14 protein-coding genes are annotated in these 14,359 nt (G+C 44.9%); 11 read left to right on the plus strand and 3 right to left on the minus strand.

All coding sequences use genetic code 11. The features are described from left to right. Positions 1 to 3: 3 nt before the first annotated feature. Both J7E38_RS10360 and J7E38_RS10365 read left to right on the plus strand, forming a co-directional pair. Positions 4 to 1,233, plus strand: coding sequence for a Zn-dependent hydrolase (locus J7E38_RS10360; RefSeq protein ID WP_214705676.1), 1,230 nt, complete (start codon positions 4 to 6; stop codon positions 1,231 to 1,233). Continuing rightward, the gene (locus tag J7E38_RS10365; protein WP_215038432.1) at positions 1,233 to 2,411 is read left to right on the plus strand and encodes an amidohydrolase; all 1,179 of its coding nucleotides are present in this window, start codon (positions 1,233 to 1,235) and stop codon (positions 2,409 to 2,411) included. The genes J7E38_RS10360 and J7E38_RS10365 overlap by 1 nt, the downstream gene beginning before the upstream one ends. A 40-nt stretch (positions 2,412 to 2,451) precedes the next feature. Here J7E38_RS10365 and J7E38_RS10370 read toward each other — a convergent pair whose 3' ends face one another. Further along, positions 2,452 to 2,670, minus strand: coding sequence for a hypothetical protein (locus J7E38_RS10370; RefSeq protein ID WP_214705678.1), 219 nt, complete (start codon positions 2,668 to 2,670; stop codon positions 2,452 to 2,454). A gap of 1,346 nt (positions 2,671 to 4,016) precedes the next feature. Here J7E38_RS10370 and J7E38_RS10375 point away from each other — a divergent pair. The 3 genes from J7E38_RS10375 to J7E38_RS10385 all read left to right on the plus strand — a co-directional run bounded on the left by J7E38_RS10375 (position 4,017) and on the right by J7E38_RS10385 (position 7,073). After that, positions 4,017 to 5,450 carry a glycoside hydrolase family 1 protein gene (locus J7E38_RS10375; RefSeq protein WP_214705679.1) on the plus strand — a complete coding sequence of 478 codons (1,434 nt, stop codon included), beginning with the start codon at positions 4,017 to 4,019 and terminating at the stop codon, positions 5,448 to 5,450. A 108-nt stretch (positions 5,451 to 5,558) separates the two neighbouring features. Beyond that, entirely contained in the window at positions 5,559 to 6,107 is a 549-nt protein-coding gene (locus J7E38_RS10380) for a GNAT family N-acetyltransferase (protein ID WP_214705680.1), read from the plus strand. A 27-nt stretch (positions 6,108 to 6,134) separates the two neighbouring features. Beyond that, positions 6,135 to 7,073, plus strand: a complete 939-nt coding sequence (locus J7E38_RS10385; RefSeq protein ID WP_214705681.1) for a GNAT family N-acetyltransferase — start codon at positions 6,135 to 6,137, stop codon at positions 7,071 to 7,073. Positions 7,074 to 7,148: 75 nt separating this feature from the next. Here the strand turns inward: J7E38_RS10385 and J7E38_RS10390 are convergent, their stop codons facing one another. After that, positions 7,149 to 7,931, minus strand: coding sequence for an SDR family oxidoreductase (locus J7E38_RS10390; protein WP_214705682.1), 783 nt, complete (start codon positions 7,929 to 7,931; stop codon positions 7,149 to 7,151). Positions 7,932 to 8,143: 212 nt separating this feature from the next. On the opposite strand from J7E38_RS10390, the gene J7E38_RS23875 reads away from it, so the two are divergent. The 3 genes from J7E38_RS23875 to J7E38_RS10400 all read left to right on the plus strand — a co-directional run bounded on the left by J7E38_RS23875 (position 8,144) and on the right by J7E38_RS10400 (position 9,547). Further along, entirely contained in the window at positions 8,144 to 8,290 is a 147-nt protein-coding gene (locus J7E38_RS23875; RefSeq protein WP_214705683.1) for a hypothetical protein, read from the plus strand. A gap of 51 nt (positions 8,291 to 8,341) precedes the next feature. Further along, the gene (locus J7E38_RS10395) at positions 8,342 to 8,854 is read left to right on the plus strand and encodes a DUF4230 domain-containing protein (RefSeq protein WP_214705684.1); all 513 of its coding nucleotides are present in this window, start codon (positions 8,342 to 8,344) and stop codon (positions 8,852 to 8,854) included. Between the two features lie 72 nt (positions 8,855 to 8,926). After that, positions 8,927 to 9,547 carry a lysozyme inhibitor LprI family protein gene (locus tag J7E38_RS10400; protein WP_251030282.1) on the plus strand — a complete coding sequence of 207 codons (621 nt, stop codon included), beginning with the start codon at positions 8,927 to 8,929 and terminating at the stop codon, positions 9,545 to 9,547. Between the two features lie 168 nt (positions 9,548 to 9,715). Here the strand turns inward: J7E38_RS10400 and J7E38_RS10405 are convergent, their stop codons facing one another. Further along, a complete protein-coding gene (locus J7E38_RS10405; RefSeq protein ID WP_214705686.1) occupies positions 9,716 to 9,934 on the minus strand; it encodes a helix-turn-helix domain-containing protein in 219 nt (72 codons plus the stop codon). Between the two features lie 98 nt (positions 9,935 to 10,032). Here J7E38_RS10405 and J7E38_RS10410 point away from each other — a divergent pair, with 98 nt between their 5' ends. From J7E38_RS10410 to J7E38_RS10420, 3 genes are read left to right on the plus strand one after another with little or no spacing between them, the layout of a single operon-like run. Next, positions 10,033 to 10,902, plus strand: a complete 870-nt coding sequence (locus J7E38_RS10410; protein ID WP_214705687.1) for a formate/nitrite transporter family protein — start codon at positions 10,033 to 10,035, stop codon at positions 10,900 to 10,902. Next, positions 10,895 to 13,876 (plus strand): formate dehydrogenase subunit alpha, encoded by a 2,982-nt coding sequence (fdhF, locus tag J7E38_RS10415; protein ID WP_214705688.1) that lies wholly within the window; start codon positions 10,895 to 10,897, stop codon positions 13,874 to 13,876. The genes J7E38_RS10410 and fdhF overlap by 8 nt, the downstream gene beginning before the upstream one ends. Further along, positions 13,851 to 14,348 (plus strand): hypothetical protein, encoded by a 498-nt coding sequence (locus J7E38_RS10420; protein ID WP_214705689.1) that lies wholly within the window; start codon positions 13,851 to 13,853, stop codon positions 14,346 to 14,348. The genes fdhF and J7E38_RS10420 overlap by 26 nt, the downstream gene beginning before the upstream one ends. Positions 14,349 to 14,359: the final 11 nt, after the last annotated feature.

Raw genomic sequence — 14,359 nt, forward strand, 5'->3', positions numbered from 1 at the left:
AGATTGCTAGAATTAAAGGAACGGATTGAAGAGCATATAGAACAAATCAGTCAGTACACAGCAACTCCTGGCAAAGGAACGACAAGGCTGACATACAGCAAGGAGGATCTGGAAACCCGCAACTATATAAAACAGAAAATGAAAGAGTCCGGACTCCAGGTGCGTGAGGATGGATTTGGCAATATATTCGGGAAACTGGAAGGAAAGCATGCTGACGCACCAAGTGTGATGATTGGTTCCCATTTTGACTCTGTCCCTCACGGCGGTTCCTATGATGGTCCCGCCGGAGTCGTTGCAGCACTCGAGGTAGCAGCACTTTTTGCTAAAAATGGCTTGAAACCCAAGTATCCTTTGGAAGTCGTTGCATTGGTGGAGGAAGAGGGCGCAAGGTTTGGCGGAGGTTTGATGGGATCGCGCGGTATCGTTGGTCTTCTTGACGAGGACGAATTTAAGTTGCTAAAAGATCAGAATGGTATCTCAACTATTGAAGCCATGACTGATATCGGACTAGATCCATCGCTTCCAAAGAAACGCGACCCAAAAACAATGAAAGCATTTCTGGAATTACATATCGAACAAGGACCTATTTTAGAAGAAAAAGAGATTCCTATTGGTGTTGTGGAGGCCATTGTTGGCCTGACACAATTGGAGGTAACCGTAAAAGGGCAGGCAGGCCATGCCGGAACTACCCCGATGGATCGCCGGGCTGATGCACTTGTTACAGCGAGCAAAATCATCAGCCAGCTGCCAGAACTCGCAAGTGAAGAAGGAGAAGGCACGGTCATCACGACTGGGCGTTTGAATGTCTATCCGAACGGCGCCAATGTCATCCCGGATCAGGTTGTATTTTCTGTGGACATACGGTCTGGAAAGGAAGAGCATGTCCTGAATGTCGTTGAAAAAACGAAAAATCTTGCAGCTTCGTTTATTGGAAATGGAATCAAAACCACGGTTGAGCAGCTATTGTATATCCAGCCAAAAGAATTGCATGAAGAAGTCCGCTCCCTTTTAAAAGAGAAAAGCGATGAGCTAGGTATTCCGTATTGTTCAATTAACAGCGGTGCTGGCCACGATGCAATGGTGTTATCCGATTTTACTGATGTTGGGATGCTGTTTATTCCAAGCAGGGCCGGACTCAGCCACTGTCCGGAAGAGTGGTCGGATTCAGAAGACATCGCAAGGGCCGTACAGATTTTTTACGAAACAGCGAAGACTTTAACGGAGGCGGAATGATGATTAATCAAAAATTGAAAGAAGCGTTTCAGGAATATAAAGATGAACTAACCGATTTGCGCAGGAAGCTCCACAGCGAGCCGGAACTTTCCTGGGAGGAATACAAAACGACTGATTTTGTCTGTGACTATCTTGATGAGCTAGGCATCTCGTATCGTCGTACTGAACCGACCGGTGTGATTGCTGAAATCAAGGGCGGAAAGCCTGGAAAAACGGTCGCCTTAAGAGGGGATATGGATGCCTTATCCGTCGAAGAGCTGATTAAGGACTTGCCATACACTTCAAAGGAAGAAGGAAAAATGCACGCCTGCGGCCATGATGCCCATACGGCGATGCTAATGATTGCGGCAAAAGCGCTTAATGGGATCAAGGAAGAGCTTCCAGGCAATGTCCGCTTATTATTCCAGCCGGCGGAGGAAGTCGCCCAGGGAGCTAAGGCACTTGTTGAACAAGGAGCAGTGGAAGGAGTCGACAACGTCTTCGGCATCCATATCTGGTCACAAATGCCGACCCATAAGGTCAGCTGCACACCAGGTCCATCCTTCGCTTCAGCCGATTTGTTCAAAGTTACATTTAAAGGGAAAGGCGGACACGGAGCGATGCCGCATGCATGCATTGATACCGCGATCGTCGCCTCATCATTTGTAATGAATGTGCAATCCGTGGTGTCAAGAACGATCGATCCTCAGCAGGGCGCTGTGTTGACTGTTGGAAAAATGGTCGTAGGCACCCGTTTCAATGTCATTGCCGAGAATGCCGTGATTGAGGGAACGGTACGCTGCTTTGACCCGGCTGTACGTGACCACATTGAGTCGCAGCTAACGCATTATGCAGAAAACGTCGCTGCGGTGTTTGGCGCTGCCGCAAATGTAGAATATACTCGCGGTACACAGGCGGTCATCAATGACGAAGAAAGTGCACAGCTTGTCCAGAAAGTGGCTGCAGAGGCATTCGGTGAGGATGTCATTTATCATGAAAAAACAACCATGGGCGGCGAGGATTTCAGCTTTTATCTTGATGAGGTGCCAGGCAGCTTTGCCCTGGTTGGCAGTGGCAATCCCGAAAAAGATACCGAGTGGGCCCACCATCATGGCAAATTCAATATCGATGAAGATGCATTGAGTACCGGTGCAGAACTTTACTCACAGTATGCATGGGCATATTTGAATAAAAACTAATAAAAGTGGAGATCCCTTACTGGGCTCTCCACTTTCATTGTTATCTCTTTTTCTTTTTACCCGGATCCGCAGCCACGTTTGGCTTTGCTTTCGATTCAAGGGCCAGCTGCACATGGTAGGTCTTCTCATCCACTGCCAGAACGCTGGTAACCTTCCCTTTGCGCCCCTTGATCCTCAGATCCTCCCCAACAGAAGGAACCTGCTGACGGAGCTGATTCAAAAGCTCATTCCTGTTTTCAAAAAAATGGACAACAAACATAGCAAATCACCTATTTTCTATAGTATTAGCTTTCCTATCACTAACATATTGGCGGGATACTAGGTTTAGAACAGATTAATAGTTGGATTTTTGGTAGGATTGAATTATTGCGCAGGGGGAAGAATTTAGATAGATATAGGTAGGAGTTCGGATGGGTTTTGAGATTGGAAGGGAAAAGCTGTCCGAAGTATGTTGAAGTTCGGACAGGTTTTGGGGTTGGAAGGGAAAAGCTGTCTGAAGTAGGCTCAAGTTCGGACAGGTTTTGGGGTTGGAAGCGTAAAGCTGTCCGAAGTAGGTGCAAGTTCGGACAGGTTTTGGGGTTGGAAGCGAAAAGTTGTCTGAAGTAGGCTCAAGTTCGGACAGCTTTTGGAGTTTGAAGGGAAAAGCTGTCCGAAGCAGGTGCAAGTTCGGACAGCTTTTGGGGTTAGTTGCGTTAAGCTGTCCGAAGTAGGTGCAAGTTCGGACAGGTTTCGGGGTTGGAAGGGACAAGCTGTCCGAAGTAGGCGGAAGTTCGGACAGGTTTTAGGCTTGGATGCGTTAAGCTGTCTGAAGTAGGTGCAAGTTCGGATAGATTTTAGGGTTGGATGCGTTAAGCTGTCCGAAGTGGGTGCAAGTTCGGACAGGTTTCGGGGTTGGAAGGGACAAGCTGTCCGAAGTAGGCGGAAGTTCGGACAGGTTTTAGGCTTGGATGCGTTAAGCTGTCTGAAGTAGGCGGAAGTTCGGACAGCTTTTGGACTTGGAAGCGTAAAGCTGTCCGAAGTAGGTGCAAGTTCGGACAGGTTTCGGGGTAGGATGCGTTAAGCTGTCCGAAGTAGGCGGAAGTTCGGACAGCTTTTGGACTTGAATGCGTAAAGCTGTCTGAAGTAGGCGGAAGTTCGGACAGCTTTTGGACTTGAATGCGTAAAGCTGTCTGAAGTAGGTGCAAGTTCGGATAGATTTTGGTGCTATAAGCGAAAAGCTGTCAAAATACACGTGTAATCTTGACAAGTTGAGGGCCAACAAGCCTAAAGCTGTCAAAATAAAGACGTATTCTTGACAGGTTGAGCGCCAACAAGCTTAAAGCTGTCAAAATAAACGTGTAATCTTGACAGGTTGAGCGCCAACAAGCCTAAAGCTGTCAAAATAAAGGCGTATTCTTGACAGGTTGAGGGCCAACAAGCCTAAAGCTGTCAAAATAAAGACGTTATCTTGACAGGTTGAGGGCAACCGAGCCTAAAGCTGTCAAAATAAAGGCGTATTCTTGACAGGTTGAGGGCCATCAAGCGAAAAGCTGTCAAAAATAAGTCCTATCACCGACCCTAATCTAGAAACCTAAATAACATAAATCATATCCGGAGGTTACGATCATGAAAACATACAAATTTCCTGAAGGTTTTTTATGGGGAGGTGCAACGGCTGCGAACCAGATTGAAGGGGGCTATCACGAAGGAAACAAGGGCCTTAACGTGGCTGATGTACTGCCTGGTGGAAAAGCAAGATACGATATTTTAACAAAACCGGGTTTTGATTTTGAAATAAAGCCGGATCAGTATTACCCGAACCATGAGGCAATTGACTTTTACCGTCGATATAAAGAAGACATTGCGATGTTTGCGGAAATGGGATTCAAGGCGTTTAGGATGTCGATCGCCTGGACGAGGATATTCCCAAATGGCGATGAGCAGGAGCCCAATGAGGAGGGGCTTGCGTTTTATGACCGGGTGCTCGATGAATTACATAAGTATGGGATTGAACCTGTCGTGACAATATCCCACTATGAAATGCCGCTCCATTTGGTAAAAGAATATGGTGGCTGGCGCAGCCGGGAAGTGGTCGCTTTATTTGAAAAATATGCCCGAACAATCCTAAACCGCTACAAAGACAAAGTGAAGTACTGGATGACCTTTAATGAAATCAACAGTGCTCTGGTGATGCCGATTAATGGTCTAGGCTTTTCGATTGAAAAAGAAGAAGATCGATACCAGCCTACGTTCCAGGCGTACCATCACCAGTTCGTGGCAAGCTCCCTTGCCGTAAAAGCATGCCGAGAAATCATCCCCGGTTCGCAAATCGGATGCATGATTCTGTTTGCGCCGGTTTACCCTTATGACAGCAATCCGGAAAACGTGCTGCACGCGTTACAGGAAGAGCAGATTTTCAATTATTTTTGCGGAGATGTCCAGGTTCGGGGAGAGTACCCTTCTTACATTAAACGCTACTTCAACGAACACAATATTGAACTTCAAATTGAAGAGGGTGACCTTGAGATCTTAAAAGAGGGAACCGTGGATTATGTGGGTTTTAGCTACTATATGTCACGTACCGAGAAGAAAGAGAAAGCAAACGAGGATTCTTCAGAAGGAAACATCATTGGAGGTGTACGTAATCCGTTCCTTGAAGTAAGCGACTGGGGATGGGAAATCGATCCGGTTGGCCTGCGTATCAGCTTAAACAAGCTGTACGACCGTTACCAGATCCCTCTTTTTGTAGTAGAGAATGGATTGGGTGCGTATGATCAGCTAGAAGAAGATGGTAGCATAAACGATGATTATCGAATCGACTATCTTCGCGAACACATCAAAGCGATGGGTGAAGCGATTGAAGATGGCGTTGATTTAATGGGATACACCAGCTGGGGATGCATTGACATGGTCAGCATGTCTACTGGCGAATTCTCGAAACGGTATGGCTATATCTACGTTGACAAACACGATGATGGCAGCGGTACACTTCAGCGGAAAAAGAAGAAATCCTTCTTCTGGTATAAAGATGTAATTAGTACAAACGGTGATAAATTATAGCTGTTTAAAAAGGCTGCAGACAAACGGCAGCCTTTTTTCTGGTATAAAAAGAAAAACGAGTGATTTGTCGAACAATACTTTGTTAGTAATACACAAGGAGGAACAACAATGTTTTTATACAAAATAGATGACCAATTATCATTAAAGCAGGCAGAATTGAATGACGCAGAACGACTGTTTGAATTAACCGAAAGTGGTCGGGAATATATGAAAGAATGGCTGCCATGGCTTGATTTTACAGTGACTGTGGATGATACAAGGGAGTTCGTCAAGGGCACGATGTTAGGTTATGCGGAAAACAGAAGCTTGACGACTGTGATTATATATAAAGGGGAAATAGTGGGTACGGCTGGATTTAACAGCATCAATTGGTCAAACAAAACAGCGTACATTGGCTATTGGCTCGGGCATGAATATCAGGGAAAAGGGATTATGACCCGAGTGGCCAAGGGATTGACTGACTATGCTTTTCAACATCTAAAGTTAAATAAGGTCGAAATTCGGGCAGCCGATGAAAATAAAAAGAGCAGGAGTATTCCCGAACGTTTAGGTTTTGTGAAAGAAGGAAGGCTCAGACAGGCAGAATGGTTATACGACCATTATGTGGATCACATTGTATATGGCGTTTTAGCTGATGAGTGGGATAAACATCAATAAGTTTAAGGGCAGGGGGTTGGAGAGTACATGGATTTGAAAATGGCAGCCTTAACGTCAGAAAATTTTTCAGAGATTGTTAGAGTGGAAAATCCTAGCCTTCCCAATAAAAATATCCTACAAATATATGAAAAGAAGGCGACTAGTGAAACCATTTTGAAAAATGTTGGAGTCATCACACCAAATGGCCAATTAGTTGGCTATGGAATGTTTGCAGCTGGACCATGGGATCCAATCTTGAAACCAGGATATGCAGAGGTTTCGATCAAAATCGATGATGAATGGCATGGAAAGAGAATCGAGGGTTGGATATTAAAAGAGATTGAGGAACTTGCCTTGAAAAATAAAACCAAAGTTCTTCAGACTCAAATCCAGGATATTAATGAAGCTGAACTTGAATGGGCCAGAAAGGAAGGCTTTGAGATTTCCGGCCATATTTTCGAATCGCAATTGGATCTTTCTATTATTAAAACAGATTCATATAGTTCCCTCATTAATGAATTGACATCTTCAGGAATTAAGTTTACTACTTTGGCTGACTATCCCCCGGACCCATCGATTCAAGAGCGATTTTGGGATTTGTGGTGGGAGCTGGCACAGGATGTTCCGGGCATGAGTGACAAGCCGCGCCCTGAAAATGAGCAAATGATCAATTTGACAAAGGATTATGATAAGAAGGGATTTATTCTGGCTGTGCAAGGTGGGGAGTGGGTGGCAATGTCCATGGTGCTTCAGGAAGCCGCGGGAACAGGGTATAACTCTATGACAGGCGTTCATCCTCAATACAGGGGGAGAGGCCTTGCAAAGGCAATTAAGGTTAAAGCAATTGAATATGCTTTACAAAATGGTATGAAGTTTCTCCGGACTAATAATGATTCAATAAATGAGCCTATGCTGGCTGTCAACCAGAGATTAGGTTATGAACAAAAGCCAGGTTTTTACATACTGACAAAACGATTAGACGATTAATGGTATAGGAGAGAGCTATACAAAAAAACACATGCTCAGGCAACACTTGCCCTGAGCACATGCATAAATGAATGGTCATAGAAGTGACTCAGCTCCGTCGATGTATACTTCTGTCCCGGTAATATGGGAGGAAAGATCGGAGGCCAGAAAAAATACGAGGTCGGCAACTTGTTCTGGTTTTCCGGCGTGTTCTTCCAATGGCTGGTTGCCTTTGGGATATTCGACCGGAATCTTGATTTTCTCCAGGTCATCTTCCTGCGGGAAGGTATTTTTGCCGATATTGGTTTCGATGGCCCCGGGACAGATAATGTTGACTCTGATTTTATACTGAGCCAGTTCCAGTGCTGCCATTTTGCCAAAGCCGGTCTGGCCGATTTTAGAGGTGCTATAGGCAGACATCCCGAAATTTTTGTAGATCCTGTTTCCGTTAATGGAGCTTGTGATGATGATACTGCCGCCATCCTTTTTCATATGGGGGATGGCATATTTCACGGTAAGAAAAGTTCCCTTGAGATTTGTGTTGATTGTTTCGTCCCAATCCTCAGGTGCCAGATCTTCAATTGGGGCAAGCACACCATTGATGCCTGCATTCGCAAAGACTATATCAACTTTTCCCCAGGCTTCTGCCACCTTATGAAAACTCTGCTCCACTTCTTCAGGTTTTGCTATATCACATTCAAGAATCATAGCGGTCCCACCGGATTCTTCAATAGAATCCTTCACGTTCTTTGCGTTATCCTCCTTGACATCAATCAAAGCAACCTTTGCACCAGCTGCTCCTAGTTTTAGTGCAGCTGCTCTGCCGATACCGGAGCTGGCCCCTGTGATAAAAGCGACTTTTCCATCTAATTCCCCCATATTTACTTCCTCCTTCAATTGTTTTCAATTATTTATAACTTTCCCCAATTTATTGGAAAATAAAACAGTGTAAACTAGTAATATGGGATTCTATGAAACTTTTGCCAAATCAAAACGTATGAAAAGATAACCTCCTAAAAGTCGGAGGTTTTTTAAACAACCGAAATTGTCGAAAGTCATCATAATTTGTAATGCTCCAGGAGGTTGGATAAGTGGACAAGCAGGAACATATCATTTCGAAAATGGATGAATTATTGGATGAAATCAGAGCTGGAAAGGCTGAAAGCGCAGCATCTATCGCCCTACAGCAAAGGTATATCCCGAAGAAAAGGCCTTTTATTAAAGTAATCGTTCTATAACTTTTTTTAGCAGCAGGCTTCGCTTCGGCGCTCTGGTATGTCAAAGGAAATATGAGCAAGGCAGAATCCACTGTCTATATTGAACAAGTTCACAGCCTGTCTGCATTGGCAACTGCGGAAGCTCACGTCAAGGTTGTCATCGAGCAGAAAGACAATGAAATATTCGGAGAGAAAATTCGCTTTAACCTGCCGGGGACAAAACGTGAAATTCTGCTGATTGTTCCAGCCACAGTAATTGCGGGAGTTGATTTGAAGGCTATCGACCAAAAAGACATGAAGGTCGATGAGGAGCGAAAAGTAATAGAAATACTATTGCCGAAAGCAACTTCCCTTCAGGATCCTTCCATAAAAATGGATCAGGTCAGAACCTTTTCGAATGAAGGACTATTGAGCGGCAAAATAGAGTGGGACGAAGGCTTTGATCTTGCTGCAGCAGCCCAGGAGCAACTTAAGCAGGAAGTAATGGATTCGGGAATCTTACAAAAGGCTGATAATAACGCTCAAATTGTTTTGAAGGAATTTTTTGGGCATATGGGCTATAAAACTGTCTTTAAGAGACGATAAAATTATTATGTAAATATCAGATATGATTCATCATAGATTGGATTTTTATAAAATTCTAATACGGATGAAAGGTTGTGTATTCAAATCAAAAATAACGGTATATTTTTTATTGTAATATTAACGTCCTTATTCGTTGTATTGGCCGCATGCGGTAATACCACTGACAAGACGAGTGGTGAATTGAATGAACAGTCACAAACTCAGAACTCAAATAAGATTCAAAATAATGAACCTCCAAATAATGATTCGGCAGGAACGGACAATTCAGATACAAATGTTAAAGTAGACTCCTCAAACAATGATGTTGATATCACCTCAACAAATCACCCTGACAGTCTGAAGGCTGAGTATCTTGAGAAATTAAATGCTACAAAAAAAGAAATTGTTGAGATGCGTGAAAATCCGATAGATGATACAACATTCGCTTCAAAAAAGGTAGAAGGCGATATCTACGATCTTCTGGATGACTTGATAAATGAGATCTATGAGGAGTTAATAGAACAACTTCCTTCAGAAGAGATGGACCAGCTGAGGAAAGAACAACGTGAATGGCTAACATACCGCGAACAGTCAGCAAAAGAGGCTTCTCTCAAATATAAAAACGGAACAATGGAGCAACTAGAATATGTGACAGTCGAGAATAATCTTACTGAGGAAAGATGCTTTGAATTAGTTGAAGTTTATATGAATTAACATCACATTACTTTTTGAATGTTTATTCTTGGAATCGGTTCTTTTATCGGCAGGGAGAGGGCGACTCAGCCTGAATGGTTAGATTAAAAACAAATAACCTCTTTACACAAACTCAGAGTAAAACAATACTCTGAGTTTTTTGTGTTGTTATTAAGATAAGTTTTTTGTTTACGGCAGCAAAAAGATATCATGATACGGCGGGCTGTCGAGTTTTGATTGTTTCAAATATCCTTCCTCTACCAATTCATTCAACCCTTTTTGTACTTCCTCTGGTTTCACACCGAATAGATCTGCAACCTTCACGGTTGAAATAGTCATGTATTTTGGTTTTTTTGCTGATGACTGAATCATAGTCTGGACACGGTGCAATAGTTGGTTTTTATCCATGAATCTTACCCCTTTTTTAAAATTTATTGCCATGATGCTAAATAATTTTCCCAGTAATGTAAATATTATTTAGGGAAATTAAAGGAGTTGAATGATCCGTGGCCTACCATCCACCTTACAAAATTGCACAATTGACAGTTGAGCATGGACAGAAGAAAGCGAATCTCCCTTTTTCAAGTGTGCTTGTATTGGGATTTCTCGGCGGGGCTTTCATTTCCCTTGGCTATCTGCTTGATATCCGGGTCATCGCCACTCTTCCTGAGGAATGGGGTTCGCTTAGCTCATTGATCGGTGCCGCTGTTTTTCCTGTAGGACTCATTTTGATCATCATTGCTGGCGGGGAACTGCTGACAGGGAATATGATGGCCGTTTCGATGGCTTATTTGTCGAGAAGGATTTCACTCGGTTTACTGTTGAAAAATTGGTTCTGGATTACTTTATTTAATTTTATTGGAGCTTTGTTTGTCGCTTACTTCTTCGGTCAGGTTGCAGAATTGACATCCTCTGGTCCTTATCTTGACAAAACGGTTGCGATTGCCGGCGGGAAGCTGGAGCATGGTTTCTTGTCATCACTCGTATCGGCTATTGGCTGCAATTGGCTAGTCGGCCTGGCTGTCTGGCTTGCATATGGAGCAGAGGACGTCGGCGGCAAAATCCTGGCAATCTGGTTTCCGATCATGGCGTTTGTTGCGATTGGATTTCAGCACGTTGTCGCCAATATGTTCGTCATTCCTGCAGCAATCTTCTCTGGCTACTACAGCTGGAATGATTTTATCGGGAACTTTATTCCGGTATTCATTGGAAACGCAATCGGGGGCGCTGTGTTTGTCTCCGTATTTTACTGGATTGCTTACCGAGGAACAATGGAAACGGGATCCCGGAAGGAAGCGAAGCGAAGGCCAAACCAGGCGGGCACAAACCGGCATGGATTAGTGAGAGCAGGATTAAGGAGGCAGGGAAATGAGTGATTCAAAATTCACGATTCAGATTAACGGCAAAGATTACAATGCCGTAGAAGGGCAGAAGATTTTAGAAGTTGCAAGGGCAGAAGATGTATTCATTCCTGGTATCTGTTACCATCCAGATCTGGGAACCATCCAGACATGCGATACTTGCTACGTGATGGTGGACGGGCAATTGACGCGGTCATGTACGATGAAGGCTGAGCCAGGGATGAAAGTCGATACCATGTCCGACCAGGTGAAGACCGCCCAATATGAGGCGATGTCAAGGATTCTTAAAAACCATGAACTGTATTGTACCGTTTGCGATAACAACAATGGAAACTGCACAATCCATAACACTGTAGAGGATATGGGCCTTGCCCATCAGAAATATCCATTTGAAGCGAAACCGTATCCGCCAGATAATTCCCATCCTTTTTATCGGTATGAGCCTGACCAGTGTATCCTCTGCGGCCGCTGTGTTGAGGCCTGCCAGGATCTGCAGGTGAATGAAACCCTCACGATTGACTGGAGTCGTGAAGTGCCAAGGGTCATATGGGACAATGATGTTCCGATAGATCAATCTTCTTGTGTTTCCTGCGGGCATTGCGTGAACGTATGTCCTTGTAACGCCCTTATGGAAAAATCAATGCTCGGGAATGCCGGTTTCCTGACAGGGATCGCTCCAAATATCCTTGCGCCAATGATTGATATGACAAAAGAGGTGGAACCGGGTTATCGTGAAATTTTTGCCGTATCCGAGGTCGAAGCGGCAATGAGGAAAGCGCGGATTAATCGGACTAAGACGGTCTGTACTTATTGCGGAGTCGGCTGCAGCTTCGAGGTTTGGACGAAGGACCGGGAAATTCTAAAAATCCAGACAAAGACAGAGGCACCGGTTAACGGTATCTCCACTTGTGTAAAAGGGAAATTCGGCTGGGACTTTGTAAACAGTGAAGAGCGCCTGACAAAGCCGCTCATCCGAAAAGGAGAAGAATTTGTTGAAGCAACATGGGATGAAGCTCTCTCCCTGATTGCCGAAAAACTCTCTGGAATCAAAGAGGAGCATGGTCCGGATGCAATCGGTTATATTGCTTCATCCAAATGCTCGAATGAGGAAAACTTCTTGTTCCAAAAATTTGCCCGGGGCATCATGGGGACAAATAATGTCGACAATTGCTCCAGATACTGTCAGTCTCCAGCGACAACTGGATTGATGCGGACTGTAGGACTTGGCGGGGATTCCGGTACGATGGAGGATATCATGGCATCCGAGCTTGTGATGGTAGTCGGCGCGAATCCAGCTGAATCACATCCTGTTTTGGCGACAAGGATCAAACGTGCCCACAAGCTCCATGGCCAGAAGCTCGTCGTTGTAGATTTAAGGGAGAATGAACTGGCAGAGCGTGCCGATTTATTTCTTCATCCAAAACCAGGATCAGATATCATCATGCTGAATGCCATTGCAAAATACTTCTTTGACCAGGGCTGGGAGGATGCGAGTTTCCTCGCTGAGCGAGTAAATGGTGTGGAAGAATTCAGGGCTTCGCTTGAAAAATACACACTTGATTATGCTGTTGAAAAAACCGGCCTCAGCATGGAACAGCTGCTTCGTCTTGCGGAAATGATCAAGGAAGCCAAATCTGTCTGCATCCTGTGGGCGATGGGTGTTACCCAGCATAAGGGCGCATCGGATACAAGCACGGCCATTTCCAATTTGCTGCTGGTAACTGGGAACTATGGACGGACCGGGACAGGAGCTTACCCATTGCGCGGCCATAACAATGTTCAGGGTGCCTGTGACTTTGGAACACTGCCGCCATGGATGCCTGGCTATGAGCCAGTGAACGATGAAGCAGTCCGGGCTAAGTATAAGGAAGCCTGGGGAGTAGACCTTCCTGAAAACCCTGGTTATGACAACCACCATATGGTGGAGGCCATCAACAAAGGGAAGATGAAAGCACTCTATTTGTTTGGCGAAGATATGGCCATCGTGGACGCCAACTCCAACTATGTCCATTCAACCTTTGAAAAACTGGATTTCTTTGTAGTCCAGGATATTTTCTTCAGCAAGACAGCCCAATTCGCAGATGTTGTGTTACCGGCTGCGCCAAGTCTTGAAAAAGATGGGACGTTTACGAACACCGAAAGACGGATTCAAAGGTTCTACAAAGTGTTTGAGCCTCTGGGAGATTCAAAACCTGACTGGCTGATCTTCCAGGAACTCGCGAATCGACTTGGTGCTGACTGGAACTATCAGCATCCTTCCGAAATCATGGACGAGGCAGCGAAGCTCGCGAACATATTTGCCGGAGTAAGCTATGAACGGCTTGAGGAGTGGGAGTCGCTTGTCTGGCCGGTAAACGCGGATGGAAAAGACACGCCTCTGTTATATACCGATAAATTTGGTTTCCCTGATGGAAAGGCAAGGCTCGTTCCTGTCGACTGGACCATACCGTTTGATCCAGGTGCGGATTTTGATCTTCATCTCAATAATGGACGCATACTTGAGCATTTCCATGAAGGCAATATGACACACAGAACCGAGGGACTTGTGCATAAAGTGCCTGATGTATGGCTCGAGATTTCACCTGAACTTGCAGCTGAACGAACTCTCGAGGATGGTGCACTTGTCGGTCTGACATCGCCTTATGGACATGTTGAGGTCCGTGTGATTGTAACCGACAGGGTAAAAGGACATGAATTGTATCTGCCGATGAATACGGCGGAGGATAACGAGGCTGTTAACAGGCTGACAAGCAGCTATCACGATATTGTTACCCATACTCCTGCCTATAAGGAAATGGGAGTTAAGATGGAAGTGCTCGAAACTTCAGGCGAGCCGCCGCTTCCGAAACATAACCACCGATATGGAAACAGGATTCCGCAGATCAGTGTGAAGGTAGAGGAAAAATGGCAGCGGGCTGACTATATACCGATTTCAGAGATAGATGACTTGAAGGAGGGATATTATGGCGAAAGCGATCAGGCAAATTAAAAGGCAGGTCCCGAATGAAACGGTAGAACGAGCCCAGGCTATGGAGGAAATCATGCAGGCTCTTGCTGACAATAAGGAAGCCGTCCTGTCGATGATTGAAATGGCCAAAGAACTTCATGAGGTTAAAGTCTTCGAGACGGCTGGATCATTATTGAAGCAGCGTAATGAGGTAGGAGTCATTGCCATGCAACAGGTCAATCAGCCAGCTGTGCATAATGTCATCAAAAGTGGTTTCGGCTTGTTCAAGTTTCTTGGCGGATTGCAGCCAGCCCAGCTTGATACTCTTTTGAATGGTGTCACTCTTGGATTGAAGCGAATGTCCGAAACTGGTGAAAAAGGGAAGAAGCAAAGTATCTGGAAAATGAGGATCAGGCTGCGCAGTCCGGCAATTCGGGCTGCGATGACCACGATGGTTGATTTTATGGAGGGAATGGGAGAGGCCTTCCTGAGAAGCAGAGAAAAACGTGAGTAGGGAGGAGTCGC

This window comes from Bacillus sp. ISL-35 (assembly GCF_018613355.1).
In the GTDB taxonomy this organism is placed as follows: domain Bacteria; phylum Bacillota; class Bacilli; order Bacillales; family Cytobacillaceae; genus Mesobacillus.

Coding starts and splice junctions, on each gene's coding strand:
- J7E38_RS10405 (WP_214705686.1), bottom strand. CDS start 9,934: ATGGATAAAAACCAACTATTGCACCGTGTCCAGACTATGATTCAGTCA.
- J7E38_RS10420 (WP_214705689.1), top strand. CDS start 13,851: ATGGCGAAAGCGATCAGGCAAATTAAAAGGCAGGTCCCGAATGAAACG.
- J7E38_RS10390 (WP_214705682.1), bottom strand. CDS start 7,931: ATGGGGGAATTAGATGGAAAAGTCGCTTTTATCACAGGGGCCAGCTCC.
- J7E38_RS10380 (WP_214705680.1), top strand. CDS start 5,559: ATGTTTTTATACAAAATAGATGACCAATTATCATTAAAGCAGGCAGAA.
- J7E38_RS10385 (WP_214705681.1), top strand. CDS start 6,135: ATGGATTTGAAAATGGCAGCCTTAACGTCAGAAAATTTTTCAGAGATT.
- J7E38_RS10395 (WP_214705684.1), top strand. CDS start 8,342: ATGAGCAAGGCAGAATCCACTGTCTATATTGAACAAGTTCACAGCCTG.
- fdhF (WP_214705688.1), top strand. CDS start 10,895: ATGAGTGATTCAAAATTCACGATTCAGATTAACGGCAAAGATTACAAT.
- J7E38_RS10370 (WP_214705678.1), bottom strand. CDS start 2,670: ATGTTTGTTGTCCATTTTTTTGAAAACAGGAATGAGCTTTTGAATCAG.
- J7E38_RS10365 (WP_215038432.1), top strand. CDS start 1,233: ATGATTAATCAAAAATTGAAAGAAGCGTTTCAGGAATATAAAGATGAA.
- J7E38_RS10375 (WP_214705679.1), top strand. CDS start 4,017: ATGAAAACATACAAATTTCCTGAAGGTTTTTTATGGGGAGGTGCAACG.